The 26,154-nt window shown below is 59.8% G+C and carries 23 protein-coding genes; 13 read left to right on the top strand and 10 right to left on the bottom strand.

The window, feature by feature from the left end:
• The first annotated feature begins 239 nt into the window (after positions 1-239).
• Complete coding sequence (leuA, locus tag AC0TOF_RS21120; protein ID WP_473769688.1) at positions 240-1,964, top strand: 2-isopropylmalate synthase; 1,725 nt, start codon at positions 240-242, stop codon at positions 1,962-1,964.
• Positions 1,965-2,008: 44 nt separating this feature from the next.
• Here the strand turns inward: leuA and AC0TOF_RS21115 are convergent, their stop codons facing one another.
• Positions 2,009-2,911, bottom strand: coding sequence for a metallophosphoesterase family protein (locus tag AC0TOF_RS21115; protein ID WP_473769687.1), 903 nt, complete (start codon positions 2,909-2,911; stop codon positions 2,009-2,011).
• A gap of 373 nt (positions 2,912-3,284) precedes the next feature.
• Between AC0TOF_RS21115 and AC0TOF_RS21110 the strand changes: the two genes are divergently transcribed.
• Complete coding sequence (locus AC0TOF_RS21110; protein ID WP_473769686.1) at positions 3,285-3,740, top strand: NUDIX domain-containing protein; 456 nt, start codon at positions 3,285-3,287, stop codon at positions 3,738-3,740.
• A 38-nt stretch (positions 3,741-3,778) separates the two neighbouring features.
• Here the strand turns inward: AC0TOF_RS21110 and AC0TOF_RS21105 are convergent, their stop codons facing one another.
• Entirely contained in the window at positions 3,779-4,462 is a 684-nt protein-coding gene (locus tag AC0TOF_RS21105) for an OmpW/AlkL family protein (RefSeq protein WP_473769685.1), read from the bottom strand.
• 171 nt (positions 4,463-4,633) lie between these two features.
• Positions 4,634-5,617, bottom strand: a complete 984-nt coding sequence (locus tag AC0TOF_RS21100; RefSeq protein WP_473769684.1) for a glutathione S-transferase family protein — start codon at positions 5,615-5,617, stop codon at positions 4,634-4,636.
• Positions 5,618-5,919: 302 nt separating this feature from the next.
• On the opposite strand from AC0TOF_RS21100, the gene AC0TOF_RS21095 reads away from it, so the two are divergent.
• Positions 5,920-6,429, top strand: coding sequence for a GNAT family N-acetyltransferase (locus AC0TOF_RS21095; protein ID WP_473769844.1), 510 nt, complete (start codon positions 5,920-5,922; stop codon positions 6,427-6,429).
• 96 nt (positions 6,430-6,525) lie between these two features.
• On the opposite strand, the gene AC0TOF_RS21090 is transcribed toward AC0TOF_RS21095, so the two are convergent.
• The 4 genes from AC0TOF_RS21090 to AC0TOF_RS21075 all read right to left on the bottom strand — a co-directional run bounded on the left by AC0TOF_RS21090 (position 6,526) and on the right by AC0TOF_RS21075 (position 13,576).
• Positions 6,526-8,601, bottom strand: a complete 2,076-nt coding sequence (locus AC0TOF_RS21090) for a hypothetical protein (protein WP_473769683.1) — start codon at positions 8,599-8,601, stop codon at positions 6,526-6,528.
• A gap of 204 nt (positions 8,602-8,805) precedes the next feature.
• Positions 8,806-11,673, bottom strand: a complete 2,868-nt coding sequence (locus AC0TOF_RS21085; protein WP_473769682.1) for a DUF4159 domain-containing protein — start codon at positions 11,671-11,673, stop codon at positions 8,806-8,808.
• Positions 11,670-12,569 carry a DUF58 domain-containing protein gene (locus tag AC0TOF_RS21080; protein ID WP_473769681.1) on the bottom strand — a complete coding sequence of 300 codons (900 nt, stop codon included), beginning with the start codon at positions 12,567-12,569 and terminating at the stop codon, positions 11,670-11,672. Before AC0TOF_RS21080 ends, AC0TOF_RS21085 begins: the two co-directional genes overlap by 4 nt.
• Positions 12,569-13,576, bottom strand: coding sequence for an AAA family ATPase (locus AC0TOF_RS21075; protein WP_473769680.1), 1,008 nt, complete (start codon positions 13,574-13,576; stop codon positions 12,569-12,571). The genes AC0TOF_RS21080 and AC0TOF_RS21075 overlap by 1 nt, the downstream gene beginning before the upstream one ends.
• Before the next feature lie 135 nt (positions 13,577-13,711).
• Between AC0TOF_RS21075 and AC0TOF_RS21070 the strand changes: the two genes are divergently transcribed.
• From AC0TOF_RS21070 to AC0TOF_RS21045, 6 genes are all read left to right on the top strand, one after another.
• Positions 13,712-14,377, top strand: coding sequence for a DUF1285 domain-containing protein (locus tag AC0TOF_RS21070; RefSeq protein ID WP_473769679.1), 666 nt, complete (start codon positions 13,712-13,714; stop codon positions 14,375-14,377).
• Positions 14,374-14,997, top strand: coding sequence for a CoA pyrophosphatase (locus AC0TOF_RS21065; RefSeq protein ID WP_473769678.1), 624 nt, complete (start codon positions 14,374-14,376; stop codon positions 14,995-14,997). Before AC0TOF_RS21070 ends, AC0TOF_RS21065 begins: the two co-directional genes overlap by 4 nt.
• Positions 14,994-16,259: a CCA tRNA nucleotidyltransferase gene (locus tag AC0TOF_RS21060; protein ID WP_473769677.1), complete on the top strand. Its 1,266-nt coding sequence runs from the start codon at positions 14,994-14,996 to the stop codon at positions 16,257-16,259. The genes AC0TOF_RS21065 and AC0TOF_RS21060 overlap by 4 nt, the downstream gene beginning before the upstream one ends.
• 81 nt (positions 16,260-16,340) lie before the next feature.
• A complete protein-coding gene (gene olsC, locus AC0TOF_RS21055) occupies positions 16,341-17,177 on the top strand; it encodes an ornithine lipid ester-linked acyl 2-hydroxylase OlsC (protein ID WP_473769676.1) in 837 nt (278 codons plus the stop codon).
• Between the two features lie 257 nt (positions 17,178-17,434).
• Entirely contained in the window at positions 17,435-17,689 is a 255-nt protein-coding gene (locus AC0TOF_RS21050) for a YjhX family toxin (protein ID WP_473769675.1), read from the top strand.
• 11 nt (positions 17,690-17,700) lie between these two features.
• On the top strand, positions 17,701-18,195 hold the full coding sequence (locus AC0TOF_RS21045) for a GNAT family N-acetyltransferase (protein WP_473769674.1): 495 nt from the start codon (positions 17,701-17,703) through the stop codon (positions 18,193-18,195).
• A 35-nt stretch (positions 18,196-18,230) separates the two neighbouring features.
• Here AC0TOF_RS21045 and hemF read toward each other — a convergent pair whose 3' ends face one another.
• Entirely contained in the window at positions 18,231-19,145 is a 915-nt protein-coding gene (gene hemF / locus AC0TOF_RS21040; RefSeq protein ID WP_122001295.1) for an oxygen-dependent coproporphyrinogen oxidase, read from the bottom strand.
• Between the two features lie 316 nt (positions 19,146-19,461).
• On the opposite strand from hemF, the gene AC0TOF_RS21035 reads away from it, so the two are divergent.
• Positions 19,462-19,743 (top strand): hypothetical protein, encoded by a 282-nt coding sequence (locus AC0TOF_RS21035; protein ID WP_122001294.1) that lies wholly within the window; start codon positions 19,462-19,464, stop codon positions 19,741-19,743.
• 111 nt (positions 19,744-19,854) lie between these two features.
• On the opposite strand, the gene AC0TOF_RS21030 is transcribed toward AC0TOF_RS21035, so the two are convergent.
• The gene (locus tag AC0TOF_RS21030; protein ID WP_473769673.1) at positions 19,855-20,892 is read right to left on the bottom strand and encodes a purine-nucleoside phosphorylase; all 1,038 of its coding nucleotides are present in this window, start codon (positions 20,890-20,892) and stop codon (positions 19,855-19,857) included.
• Positions 20,893-20,946: 54 nt separating this feature from the next.
• Complete coding sequence (locus AC0TOF_RS21025; RefSeq protein WP_473769672.1) at positions 20,947-21,411, bottom strand: tRNA (cytidine(34)-2'-O)-methyltransferase; 465 nt, start codon at positions 21,409-21,411, stop codon at positions 20,947-20,949.
• A gap of 185 nt (positions 21,412-21,596) precedes the next feature.
• Between AC0TOF_RS21025 and AC0TOF_RS21020 the strand changes: the two genes are divergently transcribed.
• From AC0TOF_RS21020 to petA, 3 genes are all read left to right on the top strand, one after another.
• The gene (locus AC0TOF_RS21020; protein WP_473769671.1) at positions 21,597-23,453 is read left to right on the top strand and encodes an ABC transporter ATP-binding protein; all 1,857 of its coding nucleotides are present in this window, start codon (positions 21,597-21,599) and stop codon (positions 23,451-23,453) included.
• A 15-nt stretch (positions 23,454-23,468) separates the two neighbouring features.
• Positions 23,469-25,334, top strand: a complete 1,866-nt coding sequence (locus AC0TOF_RS21015) for an ABC transporter ATP-binding protein (protein ID WP_473769670.1) — start codon at positions 23,469-23,471, stop codon at positions 25,332-25,334.
• 251 nt (positions 25,335-25,585) lie between these two features.
• The gene (gene petA, locus AC0TOF_RS21010; RefSeq protein ID WP_122001289.1) at positions 25,586-26,149 is read left to right on the top strand and encodes a ubiquinol-cytochrome c reductase iron-sulfur subunit; all 564 of its coding nucleotides are present in this window, start codon (positions 25,586-25,588) and stop codon (positions 26,147-26,149) included.
• Positions 26,150-26,154 lie beyond the last annotated feature (5 nt).

Genomic DNA, 26,154 nt, shown 5'->3' with positions numbered 1-26,154 from the left:
AGCGCAACATTTCTGGAACATTCGGCAGCCGCCTTCGGCGCGCGCGTGAATGTCTGCGTTCTAAACTCGCTTCTTACCCTCGGCCTTAGCGGCGATCGCCGGGCTCGTTGAAGGAGCGTCCGGCGGTCGATTACGGTCCCGCCGACTTTAGCTCCTTACACACTATTTCCATCAGATTTATCATCAGGAAACCGTGCTTGACGGCTTGAGGGCCGGTGTGAAGCCGGGAGGAAACCGAAATGAACCAGACTGTCGCCGCGTCGCAAACCGAAACCCGCACCGCCGGACGCAAGGGCATGCCCACTGCCGGCACCAAATATTCGCCATTTCCCGCTCCCCGGCTCGATGACCGCACCTGGCCGTCCAGGCGCATTGAAAAGGCGCCGATCTGGTGCTCGGTCGACCTGCGTGACGGCAACCAGGCCCTGATCGACCCGATGGGACACGACCGCAAGGAGCGCATGTTCCGCCTGCTGGTCGATATGGGTTTCCCGGAAATCGAAATCGGCTTTCCGTCCGCCTCGCAGACGGACTTCGACTTCTGCCGCTGGGCCATCGAACAGGGCAATGTGCCTGACGAAGTGGATTTGCAGGTTCTGGTGCAGTGCCGCCCGGAACTGATCACGCGGACTTTCGAAGCGCTGGAAGGCGCGAAAACGCCGATCATCCATTTCTACAATTCCACCAGCGAATTGCAGCGCCGCGTGGTTTTCGCCAAGGATGTGGCCGGCATCAAGCAGATCGCAACCGACGCCGCCAAGATGATCATGGATATGGCCGCGAAAGCGGGCGGCGGCTATCGCTTCCAGTATTCGCCGGAAAGCTTCACCGGCACCGAACTGGAAGTGGCGCTGGAAATCTGCAACGCGGTCACCGAGATCGTGAAGCCGACCGCGGACAACAAGCTCATTGTCAACCTGCCCTCGACGGTCGAGATGAACACGCCGAACGTCTATGCCGACCAGATCGAATGGATGTGCCGCAATCTCGACAATCGCGAAAACCTGATCATCTCGCTGCATCCGCATAATGATCGCGGCACGGGAATTGCCGCAACCGAGCTGGGCCTGATGGCGGGCGCCGACCGTGTTGAAGGCACGCTGTTCGGCAATGGCGAGCGCACCGGCAACGTCGATATCGTAACGCTGGCGCTTAACATGTACACGCAGGGCGTGGACCCTGAGCTGGACTGCACCGACATCAACCGGATGAAGGAAGTCTATGAATATTCGAACCAGTTGAAGATTGCCGAACGTCACCCTTACGTCGGTGAACTGGTCTATACGGCTTTCTCCGGATCGCATCAGGATGCGATCAACAAGGGCATGAAGGCGCGCCGTTCGACCAATTCGCCGGTCTGGGAAGTCCCTTATCTGCCGATCGACCCGCAGGATGTGGGCCGCTCCTACGAAGCGATCATCCGCATCAATTCGCAGTCGGGGAAGGGCGGCATCGCCTATATCCTGCAAGCCGATTACGGCCTCAACCTGCCGCGCAACCTGCAAGTCGAGTTCCGCGAGATCATCCAGAACATTACGGATGAAGAAGGCAAGGAACTGCCATCGAAGCGCATTCACGACGAGTTCCAGCAGCTTTACGTGACGCAGCCCGGCGCCCGCATCAAGTTTGTCGATCATCACACCATCCCGGACCCCGAGCAGAAGGGCCGCCGTATTCTGACCGCTGAAATCACCGATAACGGCGTGACAAAGAATATCGAGGGCAAGGGAACGGGGCCAATCGACGGTTTCGTCGATGCACTGTCCAAATATCTCGGTGTGAAGATGTCGGTCGTCGATTATTCCGAACATTCGCTACAGCAGGGTTCGGACGCTTCGGCCATATCCTATGTCGAGATGGCTCATCCGGGCGGCAAGCTGTTCGGCGCGGGTATCAACGACAATATCGTCAGCGCTTCGCTGGAAGCCATTGTTTCAGCGGCCAACCGGGTGATTGGCAAGTAAGTGAAAACAGAGAACGGCGCTTCGGCGCCGTTTTTGTTTTGAAATCAATAAAGAACGCGCTCGTTGAGCTTGGTTATTTTCTCGCTGGCATCGGAAACGCCGTGTTCTTCCATGAGGCAGGACCAGCCGCCTTCAGGCCGCTTGTCGATATTGAATATGTTATAACGAGCAGCGGGTTTGTGGCCGCCAAAATTCTGGCTCGCAGATGGCACGCTGATGACGGGAACCTTGCCGTTCGGACCGTCGATTTCGTAATGCGTGATCAGATGTGTATGGCCGTGGAGAACAAGTTCCGCGCCATGTTTTCGTATGATCTTCTGGAAGCGGCGAATGCCATAAAGACGCTTGTGCGCAGGCGTCGCGCCATGGATCGGCGGGTGATGGATCATGACGATGCGAAAGAGCCCGCGTGCGCCGGCCTCGTCCAGCATTGCCGCCAGACGCTTGCCCTGCGCTGAACGGAAATCACCGCTGGCCATGAAGGGAGCCGTCGCGCGCGCTGAGGAAACACCGATCAGCGCAACCGGGCCGCGCACGCGCATATAGGGGAATTGCGGGCGGTTGCCGTGGTTGTCGATGCCATCGCCGCGCATCCACGGTTCCCATTTCCGGCAGGACTTGTCGAGCGCGCCGGGCACATAGGCGTCATGATTGCCGGGAACGACCGAAACATCGTGCGAATTGCCCAGTCTGGAGAGCCAGTCTTGGGCGATGTCGATTTCCAGATTGAGCGCCAGATTGACGAGATCGCCCGTCACCGCGATGTGATTGGGAAATTGCGCCTGCATGTCGGAAATGAGACTGTCGAGAACGGTTCCGTGCATCGCATTTTTACGATTGCGCAGCCAGTTTATGTAACCGGTAATACGCTTCGACGCCAGTTCACGGTATCGAACCCGAGGCAATGGCGAGAGGTGAATGTCGGATATATGGGCAAGACGGAACATAAGGCTCAGGACCTGCTAATTTGATAGAAATGGTGTGAGGCCATCCGTTTGGATACGAGGAGAAGATGCGAAGGAAATGTGGTTCATTTTCGAGCCTCTTCGACGAAGTAGCCGGGCGGATGGACCACATCCTTCGGACACCGAAAGGACTGGCGATCTGCTGCGTCGAACCGCTTGACCGGGGAAACCACCCCGTTCTTCGCGTCTCTCCTAGCAGCTCTTGTCATTTCGGGTGCCATTTCCAGCAAATTAACAGGTCCTGAGCCTATGCCCCATTTACTGGATAATGTTTAAAATCAAAACCTGTTTAGCGACTTTTTGTTGATGACATTGATGCATTAATACGAAGTAGATTGCTTCGCGGAGAGACGGCATGCGCTTTCGACATTTTATATTTCATACATATTTTTTAATGCGGCGCCCCATGACATTAGGAGTAAGGGCCATAGTATTCGATGAAAAGGCGAATTCAGTTTTTCTGGTAAGGCATACCTATGTACCCGGATGGCAATTGCCGGGCGGCGGCGTCGAGCGCGGTGAGACATTTATGGAGACGTTGGAAAAGGAACTGCGCGAGGAATGCAATATTGTGCTGAAAGGCTCCCCCCAGCTTTTCGCGCTTTACAAGAACGCCCATGCGTCGCCGCGCGATCATGTGGCGCTCTATGTGTGCAGGCAATTCGAGCAGACGGAGCCGCGCTTGCCGGATCGAGAAATCGCCGAAAGCGGTTTTTTTCCGCTCGACAATCTGCCGGAGGGAACCACGCCCTCGACGAAGCGGCGGTTGCAGGAAGCGCTTAGCGATCTGGAGCCGCTGCCGCTCTGGTGAAGGCACGCGGTCGCGCCTTCACCGGTTCATGGGCTATATCAGAAGCGATAGGTGACGCCTGTACCGATCAGCCACGGATTAAGCTTGGCCTTGCCGCTGACCTCGGTGCCGCCAACCAGGGTGGCATCGAATTTCGGCTCCAGGAACAGCTTCTTGAGGTCGAAGTTCACGCCCCAATGTTCGTTGAGCATGTAGTCGAAGCCGATCTGCAGCGCGCCGCCGAATGTGTTCTTGACCTTCAGATATTCGACGCCGGTCGCATCCTGATTGTAGAACATGGTGTAGTTCACGCCCGCACCGACATAAGGCTTGAAGGCGCCGAAATTGGTGAAGTGATATTGCAGCGTCAGCGTGGGGGGCAGAATCCAGGCCTTGCCGATCTTGCCCAGCCCGTCGATGGAACCGGCGCCATTGATATTGGCATAGGTCGTGCCGAGAATGAGTTCGGCGGCGAAATTGTCGGTGAAGTAATAGGTGATATCGAGTTCAGGCGTGATCGATTTGGAATAATCGAGATCCGAACCCGAAACGCCGTTCACATAGCCGGAATTTTCCGCGATGACCCCGAGTGCACGCACGCGGATCTGCCATGGTGACAGGGCTTCCGGCACGGCCTGAATTTCAGATGCAGGCTGGGCGACGATGGCGTCTGCGGCAAATGCTGCCGGTGTGGCGAAGGCCAGCGCGGTTGCGGCCAGCAGTCTCCTGGTGAAGCAGTTCATCTCTCTCTCCTTAAGTCGTGGTCAGTCTTGAAGTCTTGGGGGAGGTAGTAGTGATGCGTGCAATCTGGACCGCGCAACGAAACGCCCCATTGATCGAAATCAATGGGGCGCAAGAGATTTGAGAAAGTGCTGATGTTCTAAAAACAGTGTTGCAGGAAGAACGCAGTCCGGTCAGGCTTTGGAGCGTTTCCGGTCATGCGGCGCAGAGAAGTCGATTTCCGGTCCAAGCGGCACTACGCCGGTCGGGTTGATCGTCTTGTGGCTGCGATAATAATGGCCCTTGATATGTTCCATGTTCACCGTCGAGGCGACGCCCGGCACCTGATAGAGCTCGCGCGTGTAGTTCCACAGGTTCGGGTAGTCAGCAATTCGGCGCAGATTGCACTTGAAATGGCCGACATAGACCGGATCGAAGCGCAACAGCGTCGTAAACAGCCGCCAGTCGGCTTCGGTCAGGCGGTCACCGGTCAGATAGCGCTGGCGGGAAAGGCGGTCTTCGAGCGAATCGAGCGCTGCAAACAACTGTCCGAACGCTTCCTCATAGGCTTCCTGCGTGGTGGCGAAACCGGCGCGATAAACCCCGTTGTTGATATTGGGATAGATGAAATCGTTGAGCGCATCGATTTCGCCGCGCAAATCTTCTGGATAGAAGTCGAGCGAGGCATCGCCGAACGCATTGAAGGCGGTGTTCAGCATGCGGATGATTTCCGACGATTCGTTGGAGACGATCGTCTGGCGCTCTTTGTCCCACAGAACCGGAACGGTGACGCGGCCGGAATAATTCGGATCGGCGCGGGTGTAGATTTCATGCAGGCGCTTTGAACCGTAGAGCGCATCGCCGGTGCTGCCGGTCGTGCCGTAGAAGGTCCAGCCTTCTTCCGCCATCAGATAATCCACGACCGAGACGGAAATTACATCTTCCAAGCCTTTCAGCGCGCGGAAGATCAGCGTGCGATGTGCCCACGGACAGGCGTAGGAAACATAGAGATGATAGCGGCCCGGCTCGGCCTTGAAGCCGCCTTCGCCGGTTGGGCCGGGGCTGCCGTCAGCGGTTACCCAGTTGCGGAATTGCGATTTTGACCGTTCAAAACGGCCTTTCGTGCTTTCGGTGTCGTACCAGACATCGTGCCACTTGCCATCGACCAAAAGTCCCATGAGATTTCTCCTTTTGGAAAGAGAATAGGCCGAGGAGCGCCATTTTGCAGGATCGCAAGCCGTGAACAGTGCGTAACGCTGCCAAAAAGAACAGTCATTTCCGCCATTTTGAAAAAACAGGCTTGATCTCTGTCCATTTTGGTGTAATTCACCTTCCAGATTGCGGTCGTCATGCCGCCTGGGAGAACGCTGTAATGGAAATGCTTTTCATCCGACGATGAAACTTGGACCGTGCCACAACGCACGGAACGCATTCCATTGACCTGATGGTCCCCGACTTCTCCTATTGCGATCTTAAGCCCATGCAGCAGCTTGAACTGACCTATGCGCAGGAATGCCCGGCGCACGACATTGAAATTGAAGCCATTAATGCGGAAGCCTTCGGACCGGGACGGTTTACGCGCGCCGCGCATTTCATCCGCGAGGGCGGTCCGCACGATCTCAACCTTTCCTTCGTGGCGCTGATGGGCGGCATCGTCGTCGGCTCGGTGCGGCAGACGCCGGTTATCATCGGCGAGACGCCCGCGCTTTTGCTCGGACCGCTTGCCGTCAGGCCGGAATGGAAGAAGCGCGGCATCGGCGGCAGGCTTATGCGCATGTCGCTGGAAGCAGCCGGAAAGGCAGGCCACAAGCTCGTCATCCTCGTCGGAGACGAGCCTTATTACGGGCCGTTCGGCTTCAAGATGGTGGCGCCGGGTTCGATGGTCATGCCAGCACCCGTCGATCCGCGCCGGATGCTCGCCTGCGAACTCGCGCCGGGCGCGGTCAATGGCGTCGGCGGCATCGTGCGCCACGCGAACCGGGCGAAATAGAGCATGTCTCCCGAAAGCGGGAACCGGTTTCGGGATAAATGGCTCGGCTTCAACCGGAACCGCTGCAGTTAAAAAGAGGGGAAAGCGAGGGGCGGTTTACCGCCCTTCGCGATACCACATGCTGCCGAAGACCATGAGCAGGGCAGACAGCGCCAGGAAGCCGGAGAAAAGCGGCAGGCGGTTGACGCTTTTCAGTTGCGTATCCGAAGTTTCACGCAAGCCCATCCAGTCGTTGCCGCTGGCGGCGCGGTTGCCGCTGATGGCGGTGATCGCGGGCACTCGGACTGCACTGTTCCCGCTTGCATGCACGCGATGGACCGAGCCGCCGGTCGCCTCGGCAAGCGGTTTCAGGCGATCTGCCGTCGAAATGCTGTCGGCAAATTCCGGCGCATCGATGGGCCCCACATGGGCCAGCGCTTCCAGATCGCCATTCTTCACCCGGAAAATCCCGATCTCGTCCGTCTGCAACGCGCCTTCGAACAGGCCCGGCTTGCTTTGCGCCAGATTGACCTGCAATTCCTTGCCGGAAGGTGTGGTAACGCTTGCTGCACCCGGATTGTCGCCCATGGTCTGGCGACGGATGGAAAGCGTGCGGCCATTGCCGGAAGCGGTCAGCGCCTCTTCTTCCAGCTCCGGCTCCTGCATCAGCCAGTGGGCGATGCGGCGGTAGAGCGAAGCATAGGGGCCACCGCCCTCAAAGCCACGCGCCCAGAGCCAGCCCTGATCGGAGAGGAACATGCCGACGCGGCCTTTTCCGACGCGGCTCAACACCAGCAGCGGCTTGTTGTCGGCGCCGCTCATCACCGTTTCGCCCTGCGGCGCAGTGATGTCGATGGTGCGGAACCAGCGGCTCCAGTGCGGCGGCTCCTGTTCGCTGCCATCGAGGCCGCGCGTGACCGGGTGGCGCTTGCCGAGATCGGTCAAGCGCGGATAGAAGGCCTTTTCGGTCACCGCGCCGGTCGGCATGGCGGGCAGGGCGCTATAGAGCGGCGTGCGGGCAATCGACATTTCGCCCGCATATTCCGGCCCGGCTGCGACCAGCAGCGCACCGCCATTTTCCACATATTGCGCGATGTAATCGTAATAGAGGAGCGGCAGCACATCGCGGTGCTGGTAGCGGTCGAGAATGATGAGGTCGAATTCGTTGACCTTGTCCACGAAGAGTTCACGCGTCGGGAAAGCGATCAGCGACAATTCGTTGATCGGCGTGCCGTCCTGCTTTTCCGGCGGACGCAGAATGGTGAAGTGGACGAGATCGACGGCGGCGTCGGATTTCAGCAGATTGCGCCATGTGCGCTCGCCATTATGCGGCTCGCCGGAGACGAGCAGCACGCGCAGGTTTTCGCGAACGCCGTCCACGGTCGCGACAGCGCGATTGTTGGCGTCTGTCACTTCACCGGGAAGCGCTGGCGTGGCGATTTCGACAATGTTTACGCCGGCGCGCGGCAAGGTGATTGTGACAGGCGTTTCCTGCCCGATCCGCGCTTCTTCCTCGCTGACGGTCTCGCCATTGACGCGGACCTGAACCGGCGCGGGACTGCCGAGGCTCTTGCCTTCATCGATCACCGTGAACGACATTTCCAGCGGCTTGCCGCTGATGCCGTAGCGCGGCGCCTTGTTGAAGCGGATGCGGCGGTCGAATTCGTCCGGCTTGCCGGTCACAAGCCCATGCAGCGGCGCATCGAAGCCGAGCGCATTCTTGTTGGCCGGAATATCGTGCACCTGACCGTCGGTAATCAGGATCGCGCCCGCGACACGGGAAGGCGGAACATCGAGAAGCGAACGCGCCAGTGGGCCGAAAAGCCTCGTCGCATAACCGTCTTCGGTTTCGCCGGGCTTGCCCGCTTCCACCACGCGGGTCTCAAACTGCGGCATGGTGGCAAGCTGGTCCTGCACCGCTTTCAGGGCAGCATCCGTGTCAGCCCGGCGGCTGCCCAGTTCCTGGCTCTGGCTGCGATCCACGACTACCGAGACCACGCTTTTCAGCGGCTCGCGTTCTTCATTGATGACGACCGGATTGAAAAGAGCGAGCGCAAGCGCGGCAGCGGCCAGAAAGCGGATCAGCCCGCCGCGCATACGCAGGAAAATGGTGGCAAGCACCAACAGCGCCAGCGGCACGAGCACCGCAATCAGCCATGGCGTGGAGAGGAAAGGTTCGAATTCGATATTCATGCCCGCCTCCTAACGCCGTAGGTTGCCATCTTTACGGACCGCAACGCCTCCCGCTCATCCTGAGCTGCGGAGCGAAGCGAAGCCTCGAAGGACGAGGGCAGGCGCGCCGTGCGTTTTTCCCTCGTCCTTCGATCCTTCGGCAAGCTCGGGATGAGGGGAAAAGGGAACCCGGATCTGCTGACGGCTTCGTTAAAAAACATCATGCTAGTTCCCCAGCCGTTCAAGGAGGGCGGGAACGTGCACCTGATCGGACTTGTAGTTGCCGGTCAGCATATACATGACAATGTTCACGCCGCCGCGAATGGCATAGATGCGCTGCATCGGGTCGTTCGGCACGGTCGGCAGCAGCGGGTTGCCCTGCTCATCCACGGCCCATGCACCGGCCAGATCATTGGCCGTGATCATGATCGGCGTCACGCCGTCACCGGTGCGAACAGGGCGGTCCTGCGGCGAAGCGTTGGGCGTGGTGGCCTCGACCCAGAGCGGACTTCCTTCATAGCGGCCCGGAAAATCCGGCATGATGAAGAAGGATTTGGTCAGCACATGATCGTCCGGCACCGGTTCTAGCGGCGGCACATTCATGCCGTCGAGAATGGCGCGCAGGCGCTGGTTGGCCGGTGAGGCGGACGGGTCGAGGCTGGCGCCTGCCTGCAACTGGTCGCGCGTGTCGAAAAGAACCGTGCCGCCCTGCTGCATATAGGCATCGACCTTGGCAATTGCTTCCGGGCTTGGCATCGGCGCGTTGGGGTCGATAGGCCAGTAGATCAGCGGATAAAAGGCCAGTTCATCCTTGGCAGGATCGACGCCGATAGGGTCGCCCGGTTCAAGGGCGGTCTTGTCCATCAGCGCGAAGCTTAAACCGCGCAGCCCGGCCTTGCTGACGTCGTCGGTCTCAGCGCTGCCGGTGATGACATAGGCAAGATGCGTCTGCGAGACCGAATTGACGATCGCTTCGTCTCCCGGCTTGCTGTCATCGTGCACTTGCGGTTGCGGTTGCGGCTGGGTCTGGGCCTGAGCTTCGCCTGTTCCGGACGGAACAAGATTGAACGCAAGCGAACCTGCCAGCAGAACAGCGATGCCTGCCGCCTTGGCGCGCACTTTCATGCGGCGGCGGAAGGCCCCGCGCAGCCACAGCATCAAAAGCGTATCGAGCGCCAGAAGCATCGCGGCGGCAGCGAAGAACGGTCCCGCCAGTGAAACCGACTGGTCTGATGTGTAGGAGGCGGGCGTTATTCCGACGGAAAATGCAGGCTGGGCAATCGGTTGCAGCTTGATATTGGTACCTTCAAAAATGTTGAGCGCTTTCAGGCCATCCTCATTGCCGTAGAAGCCGGGCGGCGTGTTGATGCTGACGTTGGCCTGCCTGTTCTTTTCGACGATCAGCGGTTTGGCCTCCGATGTCGGCGGGGTCAGCGCGCCGGAAGCCGAAAGAAGCTGGTAGGGCGGCAGCGAGACCGAAGCCTGATTGTCCTGCGCGCCGGTTCTCTGTGAAAGCGACACGATGCGGCGCAGCATTTCCACGAATGAACCCGAAATCGGCAGGCTCGACCAGCTTGCATCGGGTGAAATGTGGAACAGGACGATATTGCCGCGCCCGCGCTGTTGGCCGGTTACAAGTGGCGTTCCGTCCTGAAGAACGGCATAAGCCTTGTCGTTGAGATCGAATGAAGGCTCGGCAAGAACCTGCCTTGTAACGGTCACATCATCGGGGACGGACAGTCCTGCAAAAGGCCCCTTGTCCGGGAAAGCGCGCAATTTCTGCGGCTCCGACCAGGACAGCGTGCCGCCAAGCGCGCGTTCGCCCTTGCGCAGTTTCACCGGCAAAAGCGGATCATTGTCGCTGGCGCCGGCAAGGCGCGGGCCTGCGAAGCGCACCAGCGTTCCGCCATCTTCTATCCACCGGGAAAGCTGTTCGGCGACAGGCTGCGGCAGCGTGCCGATATCGGCCATGATGAGGATCGACGGCTTTGCATCCAGCACTTCCGGCACGGATTGCATGAGATCGGCGGAGCGCGGTTCGATCAGATTGACATAGGGCGAAAGCGCCCGGGAAATATAGTGCAGCGGCGAAAGCAGCGGCTGCGCCAGATCGCCGTCACCGCTGGCGATAAGGCCGACGGTGCGCCGTTCCGACCCTGCATCGATCAGCCTCGTCGCGCCTGCCTGTTCGATGCCATCGACACGGATCTGGCGGAAATCGTTGCGAAGCTCCACCGGCAGGTTGAACCGCGCCATGCCTTCGGCGCTTCCAAGCGCGAAGGAAAGCGGCGCTTCGGCGATGCGGCGTCCCTTGTCGTCGTAAGCGGCGGCGGTGAGCGTGCGCGGCGCCGATACGCCTTCCGGGCGGATGGCGACGGCTTCCAGACTGTCAGCCTTGTTGTCGATGCCGGTCAGCGCGAAGGTGCGGCTGAGGCTCGCGCCATACCAGAGAACGGAGGCGAGATGGCCCGATTTGTCCAATTCCGCAAAGGTTTGCGCATCATTTATCGCAGCCAGCCCGTCGCTCATGAAGGCAAGGCGGACCTTGGCACCGGCTGGCAAAGCGGAGGAAAGCCGCTCCATAGCGGCCTTGCGGTCGACCGGGATCGGGCGCGGCTCCAACGCTTGCAGGCGCTCGGCGGCGCGCTTGCCGTCATAGGGGCCGATTTCGGCATTGCCCGGTTCCGCCGTGCCTGCGAGATAGATCGGTGCGCCGGTGCCTTCCGCATCGGCAATGAGCTTTTCGGCGGCGTTGACCCGCTGCTGCCAATCCTCGGCGGAAGCCCAGCCATTATCGATGACGATGGCGAGCGGCTCGTTTCCGGCAAGCGCCACCGGGCGCGGATTCCAGACCGGCGAGGCAAGTGCCAGAATGACGAGCGCGGCGATGAGCAGCCGCAGCAGCGTCATCCACCATGGGCTTTTCGACGGCACTTCCTCGCGCTTGAAGACCTGCGCCAGAATGCGGAGCGGCGGAAAGGTTTCCTCCTGCGGGCGCGGCGGCGTCATGCGCAATAGCCACCAGATGATCGGCAGGGCGATCAATCCTGTAAGGATCAGCGGCGAACCGAAGGCGAGCGGCAGAAAGTTCATGCGCCTGCTCCCGTCGCGCTCAGCGCACCATGCAGGCGCGCCAGCGCTTCCGCCGTCGGCCTGTCGGTGCGGTGAACCGTGTAGCTCCAGCCAAGCCGCTTGCAGAAATCAATGAGGGTTTCACGCCGGGCGGTGTAGAGGCGGCGATAGTCGTCCGCATAGGTTTCGGCCCGACCGGCGACAAGCGTTGCGCCGGTTTCGGGATCGCGGAACTCGGTGCGGCCGGAATAGGGGAATGTTTCCTCCGCCGGATCGGCAACTTCCACCAGATGCGCACGAACGCCGCGCTTTGCCAGACGGTCGAGAAGATCGGTCAATTCATCGAACGGATGCAGGAAATCCGATACGAGGACGACTTCGGAAAAGCGGCGGATCTGCCCGATATCCGGCAATGCGGCGGCTGGCGCTTCGTGCATCAGCGCTGCCGCCAGGCGTTCCGCTCCGTTGCGCGCCGAAAAGGGCTGGATCAACGACGGAAAGGCAATGCGTTCGCCCGAGCGCGACAGAAGTTCGGCAAGAGCAAGCGTCAGCACCAGCGAACGCGCTTCCTTGGAAACCGGCGCCAATTGCGAGCGATAGAGCATCGAGGGCGAAAAATCGCACCAGAGCCAGACGGTATGCGCGGATTCCCATTCGCGGTCGCGAACATAGGTGTGGTCGTCGCGGGCAGAGCGCCGCCAGTCGATGCGGGCAAGCGATTCACCTTCCACATAGGGGCGGAACTGCCAGAAGTTTTCGCCGGGGCCGCGTTTGCGCCGTCCGTGCCAGCCGTTCATGATTGTATTGACCACGCGCTGCGCTTCGACCAGCAGATCGGGGATGGCGGCTGCCCGCGCGCGGGCGCGGGCAAGTGTCTCCTTGCGATCTGCGGTGGAAACTTCTGCGCCGATGACCATCAGACAGCAGCCTTGACCAGATTGGCGATGACGTCGCGAATATGCATGCCATCGGCGCGCGCGGCGAAGTTGAGCGCCATGCGGTGCTGCAGGACGGGCTCGGCCAGCGCCTTCACGTCATCCACCGAAGGCGCGAGACGGCCTTCATAAAGCGCGCGCGCCCTTGCGCAGAGCATCAGCGCCTGGCTGGCGCGCGGGCCGGGACCCCAGGCGATATGTTTCTTCGCATGGTCGTTATCGGCGTCGGGGCGCGCAGAACGCACGAGTTTCAGGATTGCTTCAACGACGCTTTCCGACACGGGCATGCGTCGCACCAGTGTCTGCATTTCGATCAGTCGCTCGGCGTTGATGATTTCATAGGCCTTGGCCTCGGAAACGCCGGTTGTTTCCAGGAGAATGCGGCGTTCCGCATCGAGTTCCGGGTAAAGAATGTCGATCTGCATCAGGAAGCGGTCGAGCTGGGCTTCCGGCAGCGGATAGGTGCCTTCCTGTTCCAGCGGGTTCTGCGTTGCAAGGACATGGAACGGTGCGGGCAGGTCGTAGCGCTGGCCCGCGACCGTCACATGATATTCCTGCATCGCCTGCAAAAGCGCAGACTGGGTGCGGGGGCTGGCGCGGTTGATCTCGTCGGCCATCAGGAGCTGCGCGAAGATCGGGCCTTTCAGATAGCGGAAGGAGCGGCGTCCGTCGGCATCCTGTTCCATGACTTCCGAGCCGATGATGTCGGAGGGCATCAGGTCGGGGGTGAACTGGATGCGCTGGCCGGAAAGGCCAAGCACGGTTCCAAGCGTTTCGACCAGCTTGGTCTTGGCAAGGCCCGGCACGCCGACGAGAAGCGCGTGGCCACCGGCAAGCACGGCGACGAGGGTGCGCTCGATCACGTTTTCCTGACCGAAGATAACGGTGCCGACGCTTGCCTTGATGCGGGCAATATCTGCGAGCGCCCGTTCGGCCTCCGCGATTATCTGTTCGGGATTGGCGGTTTCAGGCGTGACGGCAACGCTCATATGGACCTCGCAATATGTGACCGCTCTGGCGGAAGCGCCCTATAATTCGCATATAGTGCTGACAAGCCGCGAAACGGTGACTATTTCATGACTTCCAGCATATTAAACACATTCGAGCAGGAATAACCGAGTCGGATGATAAAAAGCACCCCTGAAGGCAAAGACACGCCGCAAGATTCGATACGGAACGCTGAGACGACCGGCGGGCTGGAAGCGCTGATCGCGCGCGCCCATGCCGATGCGCAAAGCGGACCGGCGACGAAAGAGCGGGGGATTCCGCCGGTTGAGCGGTGGAATCCGGACTTTTGCGGCGATCTCGACATGGAAATCAAGGCGGATGGCACATGGTTCTACATGGGCACGCCGATTGGCCGCAAACAGCTCGTGCGGCTGTTTTCGACCGTGCTGCGCAAGGATGAGGACGGCAAGACCTATCTGGTGACGCCGGTGGAAAAAGTCGGCATCCGGGTGGAAGACGCGCATTTCATTGCCGTCGAGATGGATGTTTCCGGCGAAGGCGAGACGCAGGCGCTGACCTTCCGCACCAATGTGGGTGACGTGGTGACAGCCGATGCCGAGCATCCGCTCCGCTTCGTGGTCGAGCGGGAAAGCGGTGGCCTCAAGCCTTATGTGCTGGTGCGCGGACGGCTGGAGGCGTTGATCGGGCGTTCTGTCATGTATGATCTTGTGGCGCTGGGCGAGGAAATCGAAATCGACGGCGTGCCGACATTTGCCGTCCGCTCCGGCGGCGCGGTGTTTCCGATCATGGCGTCCGACGCGCTGGAGGCGGCACTGCAATGAATGCATTCCCTGACTTTTCAGCCGGTGACTTTGCCGAGCGGGTCCGGCAATGGCGTCCCGATCACGATGCGGTAACCGGCGATCATTCGCTCAATCCCGATTTCACGCAGGCCATGGTGACCGCGAAGATGCGTGATGCAGCCGTGCTGGTGCCGGTGGTGGATCGGGGGGCGGAAGCCACGCTGCTTCTGACGCAGCGCACCGACACATTGCGCAAGCATTCCGGCCAGATCGCCTTTCCGGGCGGTGCAATCGACCCGGAGGACGGCACGGCGGAACGGGCGGCACTGCGCGAGGCCAATGAAGAAATCGGGCTTGCGGCGGATCGCGCCGAGATTATCGGCAATCTGCCGCGCTATCTGACCGGCAGCGGCTTTTCGATCACGCCCATTCTGGCAGTGGTGAAGACGCCGTTCGACCTGCATCCCAACCCCGACGAAGTAGCCGATATTTTCGAAGTGCCGCTTTCCTTCCTGATGAACCCGGTGAATCATCGGCGTGAAAGCAGGATGTTCAACGGCAAGGAACGCTTTTATTACGCCATGCCCTATCATGAGCGATTCATCTGGGGGGCAACCGCTGGCATCATTCGCGGACTTTATGAAAGGCTCTACGTTTGAGTATCAATATTTCCGGCAAGGCGGACTGGCTGAAGGCAAAGCCGTTGCAGGCCCTGTTCAATGCGCTGAACCGCGATGGCGGCGAGGCACGCGTGGTTGGCGGTGCAGTGCGCAACACGCTGCTTGGCAGCAAGGTCAGCGATGTCGATCTGGCGACGACGCATCTGCCGCAGGAGACAGTCAGACTTGCGAAGGAGGCGGGTTTCAAGCCGGTGCCGACCGGCATCGAGCATGGCACGATCACGGTCGTCGTGCAGGGGCATCCGTTCGAGGTAACGACGTTGCGGCAGGATGTGGAGACGGATGGCCGTCATGCGAAAGTGGCTTTCGGGACCGACTGGAAAGCGGACGCGGAGCGGCGCGACTTCACCATCAACGCGCTTTATGCGACCGCTGATGGCACGATTATCGACGACGTTGGCGGTCTTGCCGATATTGAAAGCCGAACTTTGCGCTTCATCGGCGATGCGGAACAGCGCATTCGCGAGGACTATCTTCGCATTCTGCGCTTCTTCCGCTTCTTCGCCTGGTACGGTTCGGGACGGCCCGAGGCTGACGGCTTGCGGGCCAGCGCGCGGCTGAAAGACGGCCTTGCGCAGCTTTCCGCCGAACGGGTCTGGGCGGAACTGAAGAAGCTGCTGTCCGCGCCCGATCCGTCGCGCGCGCTTTTGTGGATGCGTCAGGGCGGAGTGCTGAATCTGATCCTGCCGGAAAGCGAGAAATGGGGTATCGACGCCATTCATGGGCTGGTGCGAACCGAAGCCGACCTTGGCTGGCAGGCTGATCCGCTTTTGCGGCTTGCAAGCATTGTTCCGCCCGATAGCGTGCGGATGGAAGAAATGGGCAAGCGGCTCAAAATGTCCAATGCGGAACGGGCGCGTCTGGAAGCCTGGGCGCGCGCCGATGCCGTCAAGCCGGAGCTTTCCGAACAGGCATTGAAGAAGGCCATCTATCGCGGCAGCAAGCAGGCCGTGCTGGATCGCATTCGTCTCGCCTATGCCGGGGCGCGGGCCGATGCCGCAGGCAGCGACGATGCCATGATCCGCGCCGGTGGTTTCGCGCGTCTTCTGGATGCTGCCGAACACTACGACGCGCCGGTCTTTCCCGTCACCGGGAGTGATCTTCTGGCGCTGGGCATCGAGAAGGGGCCGGGTCTGGGCGAGGCCTTGCGGTCCCTTGAAACTTTCTGGATAGACTCCGGTTTTAGCCTTGACCGTGCCGCGCTTCTGGACAAACTTGATCGTGATAAATTGAATAACTAGTGGCTTGCTTGCAAATTTCAGCCGTAGTTTCATCCTGTTAAAGCTGAAAACTTTTTAGCGCGCGTTTTGAAAGAGCATGAGATGTCCAATCCCGATACATCGATACAAGACAAGACAGCGACCGATCCGAAGCAGAAGTTTGGCACCGAAGGCATCGCCGCGATGGACCGGCCAAGCCGGATCACCCGTTTTTTCATGGGGATCGTATCCTGGGCCGAAGGTCTCAACCTGAAATATGCCAAGCTCGGCAATCCGCCGGTCTATGACAACGCAACCTTCCCATGGGCGGCGGAAATCGAGAAGGAATGGCCGGCCATCCGCAAGGAACTGGACAGGGTTCTCCTGCGCCAGAGCGAACTGCCTTCCTTTCAGGATATTTCGACCGATGTGAAGACGATCTCGACCGACAATCGCTGGAAGACATTCTTCCTGCTCGGTTTTGGTGTGAAGTCGGAACAGAACATCAAGTCCTGCCCGGAAACCTGGCGGATCGTCAACAAGATCCCCGGTCTGACCACGGCCATGTTCTCCATCTTCGAGCCGGGCAAGCATCTGCCGCCGCATCGCGGACCCTATAATGGCGTGCTGCGCCTGCATCTTGGCCTCATCGTGCCGGAGCCGAACGACAAGCTTGCCATCCGCGTGGACAAACAGGTCTGCCATTGGCAGGAAGGCAAGGTGTTGATTTTCGACGATGCCTATGAGCACGAGGCGTGGAACCACACCGACAAGACGCGGGTGGTCCTTTTCGTCGATTTCGTGAAGCCGCTGAAGTTTCCGGCCCGTCTGGTCAACTGGTGCCTGATGAACCTCGCCATCTTCACGCCCTTCATCAAGGAAGGGCTGGACAATCACAATGAGTGGGAAAAGAAGTTCTACGCGGAAGCCGAAAAGCTGCGTAACCAGCCGAAATCCTGAACGGTTTGACACCGGGATTCCGTGCTTGTAAAGGAGCAGGAGGGTTATCGCCCTCCTGTTTTTGACCTCTGACCGAGGAATTGTTGATGCTGGAGATTGTAGGAAGCCTTTGAGCGTTCCGGACGAAACTGCGAATGACGGGTGCTGAGAGCGCCTGACAGGCAGGTCCAGGGACGGAAACGGCATTGGCCGTGGACGGTGCAGACTGTCCGCGAAGGCTGATGCTTGTCATGGTTTCCATCCAGGCATGAACGACAATGAATATCTCACGCATGGAACAGCGCGTGTTGCACGTGCTGGCGCAGGGCGGTTACATCCGTCATCTGCGCGAAGGCGGGCGTATCTGCGAAATCGAATGCTATACCCGCGAAGGCTATCTGCTTTCCGATTGCACGATGGCGATTTTCCAGCAATTGCGCCGCAAGCGGCTCATCGAATCCCGCATGGGCAGTCCCTATCGCATTTCGTTGAAGGGGCGTGAAAATGTCCGCGCCCAGGCGAACAACCGGTGAAGGAGGGCATCATGCATATTCGCAAGGAGACGCCGCAAGATGCCGCCGAAATCCGTCGCCTGACGGATGAGGCATTTTGCACCGTGGCCTACAGCAACCAGAAGGAGGGGGAGATCGTCGATGCGCTTCGCGCCGCAAAGGCGCTCTCCCTGTCGCTGGTTGCCGAAGAGGATGGGCAGGTTCTGGGCCATGTCGCTTTCTCGCCGGTTCAGATCGGCGATGAGGATAAAGGCTGGTACGGGCTTGGTCCCGTTTCGGTCCGCCCGGACTGGCAGGGCGAGGGGATAGGCGGCAAGCTTATCCGCGAAGGTCTCGCGCAATTGCGCAAGGCTGGAGCCAAAGGCTGCGTTCTTCTCGGTGATCCCGGCTATTACGGGCGCTTCGGCTTCAAGGCCGATCCGCGTCTGAAACTGCCGGGCGTGCCCCCGCAATATTTCCAGTGTCTGGCCTTCGGGGCGGATGTTCCGGAAGGCGACGTCGCCTATCATTCCGCTTTCGCCATATGAGGGAAGGGCCGGGAAACCGGCCCTTTCTCAATGTTTTACGGCCATTTCACCACGGGTGGCATGGACGACAGGATGGAATTCACATTGCCGCCTGTCTTGAGACCGAAGATCGTGCCGCGATCGTAAAGCAGGTTGAACTCGACATAGCGGCCACGGCGGATGAGCTGCTCGTTGCGGTCCGCGTCGGTCCAGTCCTTGTTGAAGTTCTGGCGCACCAGGTGCGGATAGACGACGGAGAAGCCGCGTCCCACATCGCGCGTATAGGCAAAATCCGCATCCCAGCCGCCTTTTTCTTCCGGCGAGTGCAGCCAGTCATAGAAAATGCCGCCGATGCCGCGCGGCTCGTTGCGATGCGGCAGGAAGAAATATTCGTCGCACCAGTCCTTCACGCGCTGGTAGTCGACAATATCCTTGTGCTTCTCGCAGATGAAACGGAAAGCCTTGTGGAAGGCCAGCGTGTCGGGATCGTCCTGCGTGCGGCGCCGATCAAGCACCGGCGTGAGGTCGGCGCCGCCGCCGAACCACTGGCGCGTCGTCACGACCATGCGCGTATTCATATGAACCGCTGGCACGTTCGGGTTCTGCGGATGCGCGATCAGCGAAATGCCGCTCGCCCAATAGCGCGGGTCTTCCTCGGCTCCGGGAATCTGCTTGCGGAATTCCGGCGAGAACTCGCCGTGGACCGTCGAGACATGCACGCCGACCTTTTCGAAGACGCGGCCATGCATGATCGACATCACGCCGCCGCCGCCCTTGCCGTCATCCTTCTGCCAGGGCGTGCGGACGAAGCGTCCGGGTTCGCGATCCGAAAGCGGCCCCTGCAATTCATCTTCAAGTTGTTCGTAGCTTGCGCAGATGCGATCGCGCAGTTCCTCGAACCAGCGCTGCGCCGCCTGCTTCTTCTCTTCGATGTCTGCCGGGATGATGGCCGGAATCTCTTCGCGTTGCATTCTCGTGTCCTTCCGGCGCGGTCTGGCGGTGTCGCCGGTCTCGCGCAACCAAGGTTGGAGCGCATCCCGAAAAGTGTGAAACGGTTTTCGGATAGATGCGCGGTTCAAAATATATATTTAGAGCGTCGGTCTGATCCAAGCAGATCGACGCTCTAAATGGATGAACTATTCTTGTCAGGCTTATCAAAAGTCGGGCATCGGCGCAAAGCGCGAAGCGCGCTGTCGCAAGCCCTTATAGATCCTCTCCCCAAGAAAAGACTCGTCTTTGCGAACCTGCTCACCTATCTTTCTCTGCTCAGGGTTTTGAGGCAAAGGCATGGCAGCAACACCGCCCCGTCCACCGCTTGAAGGACTGCGCAGGCAACTTGAGAAAAGCCGCGCCCAGAAAAGCGTGAAGAAAAGCGCGAAAAGCCGGATGCCGCGCGATGGCTTCGTGCGCGAGACATTCACGCTGCCGAGGCTGGCGGCGCGCGAAAAGGCGCGTGAATGGTTCGAGACATTCCCGAAAGCAGCCTACTGGACCGAGATTGAAAGCTGGTGCGAGCGGCCGGACGATGTGATCGAGTTTACCATGCGCCGTCTGGCGACTGCGGATTGAGCAGTGCTTTAATCGCGATGGCCAAGGCTTTGAAATGCGATTCACATTAGCAGGCAGAAAAGGCACCCCGCGGGGTGCCTTCGCTTTTTGAATCGTTATTCCATTACAGGCTTATTGCGCTGCGGTCTGCGGGGCCTTCTCCCATGCCTTCCAGTTCTGGATGATGCTTTCGGCATAGGCCTTGCCGACGCGATAGGCGTTGGTCGTGGCGAGCGGGAAGCCGCCGGAATTCGCGGCAAGCGATTGAGCCGCCGTCTGGTCCTTGCCCTGACGGTCGAAGTTCGAGGCGGTGCGCAGCAGCGCGATGCGATCGAAATCGAGCTTGCCAGCTTCGGCGGCGCGCTTCAGCGACGTCAGCGTGGCATTGTCTTCCATCTGCGAGGTGCAATAGTCGGCCTTGCCGTCGGTCAGGAGCTTCGACCATTCGGCCATGGCTTCGCCGAGCTTCGCGCCGTGCCAGTAAGTGTCGCCGGAAGCCGTGTCGCAGATCGTCACCTTCGGCGCGCCGGTTGCCGCTTCGTCAGTATAGTGCTTGCGATATTCCTTCGCCGCGTCGCTATCGAGAAGTTCGACGCCCTTGGTCGTTGCCAGCGCGTAATCGGCAAGCTTGCCGTTCAGCTCGAAGACTTCCGTGCCAGCGGCCCATTTCGGCTTTTCGCCGGGCTTTGCCGCGCCAAGGCCGAAGAAGTCCGTGGGCCAGCCTTCCGGCGCTTCACGAATGTCGATGCGATGGTTCAGATTGGCGTCGATGGCATATTTTGCCCAATGTGCGGAACCGAGCGTTCCGTGCTCCGGGTCGACGCCGGCAATGCCTGCGATCAGGAAATAGGTATGGCTGAGATCGAGCCTGCCGCTCAGCGCCATCGCGGAAACCGAGCTTGCCGCATTGGCGAAGCCCATGGCCGTCGTCATGTGGCAAAGCCCATCGGCGGTGCAATCGATTTCCGGATATTCGAGATTGAGGCCCGGCAGCTTGATCTTCTGCGTGAACTTCTCGCCTTCAAGCCATGGCTTGGCTTCTTCCCCGAACATGGTGATGACCATCACCTTCGGCTTGATGGTTTCGGGTTCCTTGGCGAAAGCCGGGGCGGTTGCCAGCAGGGAAGCGGCAGAAGCGGCGAGAGCGACGGTGCGCATGGACAGGTTCATGGGAGAAGCGGGCCTTTCAGACCGGAAGGGAGATGCTGCGCTTCGCGAATCCGGTCATTTCGCGAGGCTTTTCCTTTGCCTGAGAGCTTCGCCCGTCGTCATCGCAACCGAAATCGCAAGATTTAGCGAGCGCGCGCCGGGCATCATCGGGATCAGAAGCCGCGCATCGGCGGCATCGTGCACAGTGTCGGGGACGCCCGACGACTCGCGCCCGAAGAGCAGAATGTCATTTTCCTGAAACTGGTATTCCGTATAGGGAACCGCCGCCTTGGTGGACAGCAGCACGATGCGGCGGCCTGCCTGCCGGCGCCAGTTCTCGAAATGCTGCCAGTCCGCATGGCGGGTGAGGGCTGCCTGTTCCAGATAGTCCATTCCGGCGCGCTTCAGGGAGCGGTCGGAGACGTCGAATCCGGCGGGCTCGATCAGGTCCACCGCGAAGCCGAGGCAGGCGGCCATTCGCAGGATGGTTCCCGTATTGCCGGGAATGTCGGGCTGGTAAAGTGCGACGCGCAGTTCCATATGATGCGGGTAGCTTACAAATCGGATGGCTGCAAGCGTTGAGCGTGCTTGGGTCTCCGGCGTCAACACATCAGTAAGCGGAAATAGTATCGGCAAGAAAAAATTGTTCTCGCATCACGAAAATATTCCTGTTTTGTTCCTGTTCCATCTTGGAAATTTTGCAAGGTGCCCGTAAAAGGATCGCCATGTTCAGATGGTTTGAAAAACGACTCGAAGCTTATCCCGAAGAACCGCCGCGCGAACCCCCGCGCGGACTGGTAGCCTTTTGCCTTTATTATACCCGTGGCGCATGGCCGTGGATCATCGGCATGGCGATCTTCACGACGCTGATCGCGGTGATCGAAGTGTCGCTCTTTGCCTTCATGGGCAATATCGTCGACTGGCTGTCGCATCAGTCGCGCGAGACTTTCCTCAGCAATGAAGGCTGGCGACTCACCTTGATCGCGGGCGTCGTCCTGATCGGCCTGCCGGGCGTGGTGCTGATCCATTCGCTGCTCATCCACCAGACATTGCTCGGCAATTATCCGATGCGCGTGCGCTGGCTGATGCACCGTTACCTGATCCGCCAGTCGATGTCGTTCTTCCAGGACGAGTTCGCCGGACGCATCTCCACCAAGCTGATGCAGACCGCTCTCGCCGTTCGTGAAACGGTGATGAAGCTCCTGGACGTGCTCAATTATGTCATCGTCTATTTCGCGGGCACGCTGTTCATTGCGGCGTCTGCGGATCTGGTGCTGATGATTCCGTTTGCCGTCTGGCTTGTCGTCTATATCCTGTTGCTGCGTTTCTTCATCCCGCGCCTGCGGGTGATTTCGGAACAGCAGGCCGATGCCCGCTCCCTGATGACGGGGCGCATCGTAGACAGCTATACCAATATCGCGACGGTCAAGCTCTTCTCGCATTCAAGCCGCGAGGAATCCTACGTGCGCGAAAGCCTCGACGGCTTCCTCGGCACCGTGCACCGGCAGATGCGTCTCATCACGATGTTCCATTTCACCCTCTACATGGCGAACTGCATCCTGCTGTTTGCGGTGGGTGCAATCGGCATCCAGCTCTGGATGAACGAAGCGATTACCGTGGGCGCCGTTGCGGTCGGCATCGGCCTGGTGCTGCGCCTCAACGGCATGTCGCAGTGGATCATGTGGGAAATGTCGGCGCTGTTCGAGAATATTGGCACGGTGGAAGACGGCATCACCACGATTGCGCGCTCCCATGAGGTCGTGGACGTTCCCGATGCACCGGCATTGCAGGTGACCAAAGGCGAGCTCGACTTCGACGGGATCGGCTTCCACTACGGCAAGGGCAACGGGGTTATCGAAAACCTCACGCTCGCCATCAAGCCGGGCCAGAAAGTGGGATTGGTCGGGCGTTCCGGTGCTGGTAAATCTACGCTGGTCAATCTGCTGCTGCGTTTCTACGATCTGGAGAAGGGCCGCATCCTGATCGACGGGCAGGACATTTCCAGGGTCACGCAGGATTCGCTGCGCGCCAATATCGGCATGGTCACGCAGGATACCTCGCTTCTGCATCGTTCGGTCCGCGAGAACATCATGTATGGGCGACCGGATGCGACCGAGGAAATGTTGCAGCAGGCAATCCGGCTGGCGCAGGCGGACCAGTTCATTCCGCTGCTGACCGACCCGAAGGGACGGCAGGGGCTGGATGCGCATGTCGGCGAACGCGGCGTCAAGCTTTCGGGCGGGCAGCGCCAGCGCATCGCCATCGCGCGCGTGATGCTGAAGGATGCGCCGATCCTCGTTCTGGACGAGGCCACCTCGGCGCTCGATTCGGAAGTGGAGGCGGCCATTCAGGACAGCCTCAACACGCTGATGGAAGGCAAGACCGTGATCGCCATCGCGCACCGCCTTTCCACCATCGCGGCGCTTGATCGCCTCGTGGTGATGGACAAGGGGCGTATCGTCGAGGACGGCACGCATGAGGAACTTGTGGCGCTCGGCGGCATTTATGCAAGTCTATGGGCGCGCCAGTCCGGCGGTTTCCTCGGCTTCGATGAAAATACCGAGGATATGCTTATAAAATAAGGACAAAAGCCATTGATGAAAGCGGTTTACAGCCTGTTCGAACGTTGGGTCGATCCCTTTCGTGAACCGGACAGGCTGAGACCGCCTTCAACGACGTTCGGCTTTCTGTGGCATTATGCGCGACAGGCCAAATGGCCGCTGGCGGTGTCCCTTGTCGTCGGCGGCTTGCTGCCGCTGGTCGAGGCGGGCCTGTTCTATTTTACCGGCAGGCTGGTCGATATTCTCGATCAGGCGGGCAGGGGCGGCGTCGAGCGAAGCTGGTCGGCGCTTTTGCAGGCGGCAGGCCCGGAACTGCTTTTCATGGGATTCACTGTCCTTGCGGTCCGCCTCGTCGTGACGGCGGCCAACACGCTGCTTGAAGAGCAGGTGATGGGCCCCAGTTTTTATAACCTGATCCGGTGGCAGGCCAATTCATATGTGCTGCAGCAATCCTACGGGTTTTTCCAGAATGATTTTGCGGGGCGCATAGCAACGAAGGTCTGGCAGGCCGGCCAGGCAGCGGGCGATTTCATCCAGAGCCTCATCCAGGTCGTCTGGTTCATGCTCATATACAGCATCAGCACATTGTTCCTGATCGGACGGCTGGATTGGACGCTGGCGGCGGTCGTGCTGGCATGGATTGCTGTCTTCGTGTTGATTGCCCGCCATTACCTTCCACAGATCCGCCGTCAGGCCGAGGCTTCCGCCGAAGCGGGGTCGCTGATAAACGGGCGTCTGGTCGACAGCTATTCCAACATCCAGACGATCAAGCTCAACACCGTCAATGACGACGTTCAGTATTTGCGCGACGGGTTCAAAGGATACATAGCAGCGCTTCTTCCGTTCATGCGCTCGCTCACCGGCGTTCGCGTGTCGCTCACGACACTGTCCGGCCTGATGATCGTGACGGTTGCCGCGATTGCCATCGATCTGTGGACACGCAATGCCATCACGGTCGGGCAGGTGTCGTTCACGCTCGGGCTCGTGCTGCGCCTCAACATGCTGCTCGGGCGGCTCATGATGCAGATGAACGCCATGCTGCGCCAGCTCGGACTGATCGAAAATTCCATGCGGCTCGTTTCCGCGCCGCTCGGTTTGGAGGATCGTCCCGGCGCGAAACCCTTGCAGGTGACGGAAGCGCGTATCGATATCCGCAATGTCACCTTCCATTACGGCAAGGCTGAGGGTGTTCTCGACAATATCAACCTGACGGTTCGCGGCGGCGAGCGCATCGGGCTTGTCGGCCATTCCGGCGCGGGCAAGTCCACGCTGGTGAATCTGATCCTGCGTCTCTACGACGTCGAGAAAGGCTCTATCCTTATCGACGGACAGGATGTTCGCGATGTCACCCAGACGTCGTTGCGCCGGGCCGTTGCGGTCGTCAGTCAGGAAACGGCCTTGCTGCACAGGTCGCTGCGCGACAACATCATGCTGGCGCGGGACGATGCCACCGACGAGGATTTGCTGCGGGCGGCCCAAAAGGCGGAGGCGGACGGGTTCATTGCCAATCTCGAGGATTTTCAGGAGCGGCGCTCCTTCGACGCCTTTGTGGGCGAGCGCGGCGTCAAGCTTTCCGGCGGGCAGCGGCAGCGCATCGCCATCGCGCGCGCCATCTTGAAGGACGCCCCCATCCTGATCCTCGATGAGGCCACATCCGCACTCGATTCGGAGGTGGAAGCCGCCATTCAGGAGAACCTGAAACGCCTGATGGAAGGAAAGACGGTCATTGCGATCGCTCATCGCCTTTCCACCATCGCGGCGCTCGACCGTCTTGTCGTGATGGATCAGGGACGTATCGTGGAGGAGGGCACGCATGACGAACTTGTTGCCCGCGGCGGCCTCTATGCGGGACTTTGGGCCCGGCAGTCAGGCGGTTTCATCGGCGGGAATACCGAAAGTTGACGGCTTTCCGCTGTCCGTAGTTCATTATCGATCTGCCGCGCATTCCTTGAATTGGGCAGGTAAATTCGCCTGCGACATCGTGCCGTCATAAGGGCTTGGTGTCTGGACAAGCGATTTTTACACGCATAAACCGAATAGTGAAATGGAGGGAATTTCGTCCTGTGAGCATTTGCGGGACTACTTTTGCGCAAGTGCAAAAGAGGACGAGGGGAGAGTTCAATTGAACATGCAGGTTGAAAAGGAATTGGCACGTGAGCGCACACGACACGGCTGAGCCGACACGGCGTGATTTTTTGTATATTGCGACGGGGATGGCCGGTGTCGTCGGAGCTGGCGGACTGGCCTGGCCGTTTATCGACCAGATGCGTCCAGACGCTTCGACACTCGCGGCTGCGTCCATCGAGGTTGATGTTTCGTCCCTGGCGGAAGGAGCATCGCTAACTGTTAAATGGCGCGGCAAACCGGTTTTCATCCGTAACCGCTCCGCCAAGGAAGTCGAGGATGCCAAGGCGACCGCTCTGGGCGATCTCAAGGACCCGAACGCGCGCAATGCCAACCTCGCTTCGGACGCGCAGGCGACCGATCTCGCCCGCTCGGCAGGCGAAGGCAAGGAAAACTGGCTGGTGATGATCGGCGTATGCACCCATCTGGGTTGCGTACCGCTCGGCGAAGCCGGCTCTTTCGGCGGCTGGTTCTGCCCATGTCATGGTTCGACTTATGACACCGCCGGCCGTATCCGCAGCGGTCCGGCGCCGGAAAACATGCACATTCCGCAATATGCGTTCGCTTCCGATACGGTCATCAGGATCGGCTAACAGGT

This window comes from Ochrobactrum sp. PL_is501 (genome assembly GCF_055816895.1).
This window is presented reverse-complemented; position numbering and strand designations above follow the sequence as displayed.

Excerpts from the sequence above, each read along its gene's own strand:
- AC0TOF_RS21045 (WP_473769674.1), top strand. The coding sequence starts at position 17,701 with ATGCATATTCGCAAGGAGACGCCGCAAGATGCCGCCGAAATCCGTCGC.
- AC0TOF_RS21065 (WP_473769678.1), top strand. The coding sequence starts at position 14,374 with ATGAATGCATTCCCTGACTTTTCAGCCGGTGACTTTGCCGAGCGGGTC.
- AC0TOF_RS21070 (WP_473769679.1), top strand. The coding sequence starts at position 13,712 with ATGATAAAAAGCACCCCTGAAGGCAAAGACACGCCGCAAGATTCGATA.
- AC0TOF_RS21015 (WP_473769670.1), top strand. The coding sequence starts at position 23,469 with ATGAAAGCGGTTTACAGCCTGTTCGAACGTTGGGTCGATCCCTTTCGT.
- AC0TOF_RS21100 (WP_473769684.1), bottom strand. The coding sequence starts at position 5,617 with ATGGGACTTTTGGTCGATGGCAAGTGGCACGATGTCTGGTACGACACC.
- AC0TOF_RS21095 (WP_473769844.1), top strand. The coding sequence starts at position 5,920 with ATGCAGCAGCTTGAACTGACCTATGCGCAGGAATGCCCGGCGCACGAC.
- AC0TOF_RS21110 (WP_473769686.1), top strand. The coding sequence starts at position 3,285 with ATGCGCTTTCGACATTTTATATTTCATACATATTTTTTAATGCGGCGC.
- leuA (WP_473769688.1), top strand. The coding sequence starts at position 240 with ATGAACCAGACTGTCGCCGCGTCGCAAACCGAAACCCGCACCGCCGGA.
- AC0TOF_RS21085 (WP_473769682.1), bottom strand. The coding sequence starts at position 11,673 with ATGAACTTTCTGCCGCTCGCCTTCGGTTCGCCGCTGATCCTTACAGGA.
- olsC (WP_473769676.1), top strand. The coding sequence starts at position 16,341 with ATGTCCAATCCCGATACATCGATACAAGACAAGACAGCGACCGATCCG.
- AC0TOF_RS21030 (WP_473769673.1), bottom strand. The coding sequence starts at position 20,892 with ATGAACCTGTCCATGCGCACCGTCGCTCTCGCCGCTTCTGCCGCTTCC.
- AC0TOF_RS21105 (WP_473769685.1), bottom strand. The coding sequence starts at position 4,462 with ATGAACTGCTTCACCAGGAGACTGCTGGCCGCAACCGCGCTGGCCTTC.
- AC0TOF_RS21115 (WP_473769687.1), bottom strand. The coding sequence starts at position 2,911 with ATGTTCCGTCTTGCCCATATATCCGACATTCACCTCTCGCCATTGCCT.
- AC0TOF_RS21035 (WP_122001294.1), top strand. The coding sequence starts at position 19,462 with ATGGCAGCAACACCGCCCCGTCCACCGCTTGAAGGACTGCGCAGGCAA.
- hemF (WP_122001295.1), bottom strand. The coding sequence starts at position 19,145 with ATGCAACGCGAAGAGATTCCGGCCATCATCCCGGCAGACATCGAAGAG.
- AC0TOF_RS21025 (WP_473769672.1), bottom strand. The coding sequence starts at position 21,411 with ATGGAACTGCGCGTCGCACTTTACCAGCCCGACATTCCCGGCAATACG.
- AC0TOF_RS21080 (WP_473769681.1), bottom strand. The coding sequence starts at position 12,569 with ATGGTCATCGGCGCAGAAGTTTCCACCGCAGATCGCAAGGAGACACTT.
- AC0TOF_RS21050 (WP_473769675.1), top strand. The coding sequence starts at position 17,435 with ATGAATATCTCACGCATGGAACAGCGCGTGTTGCACGTGCTGGCGCAG.
- AC0TOF_RS21075 (WP_473769680.1), bottom strand. The coding sequence starts at position 13,576 with ATGAGCGTTGCCGTCACGCCTGAAACCGCCAATCCCGAACAGATAATC.
- AC0TOF_RS21090 (WP_473769683.1), bottom strand. The coding sequence starts at position 8,601 with ATGAATATCGAATTCGAACCTTTCCTCTCCACGCCATGGCTGATTGCG.
- AC0TOF_RS21020 (WP_473769671.1), top strand. The coding sequence starts at position 21,597 with ATGTTCAGATGGTTTGAAAAACGACTCGAAGCTTATCCCGAAGAACCG.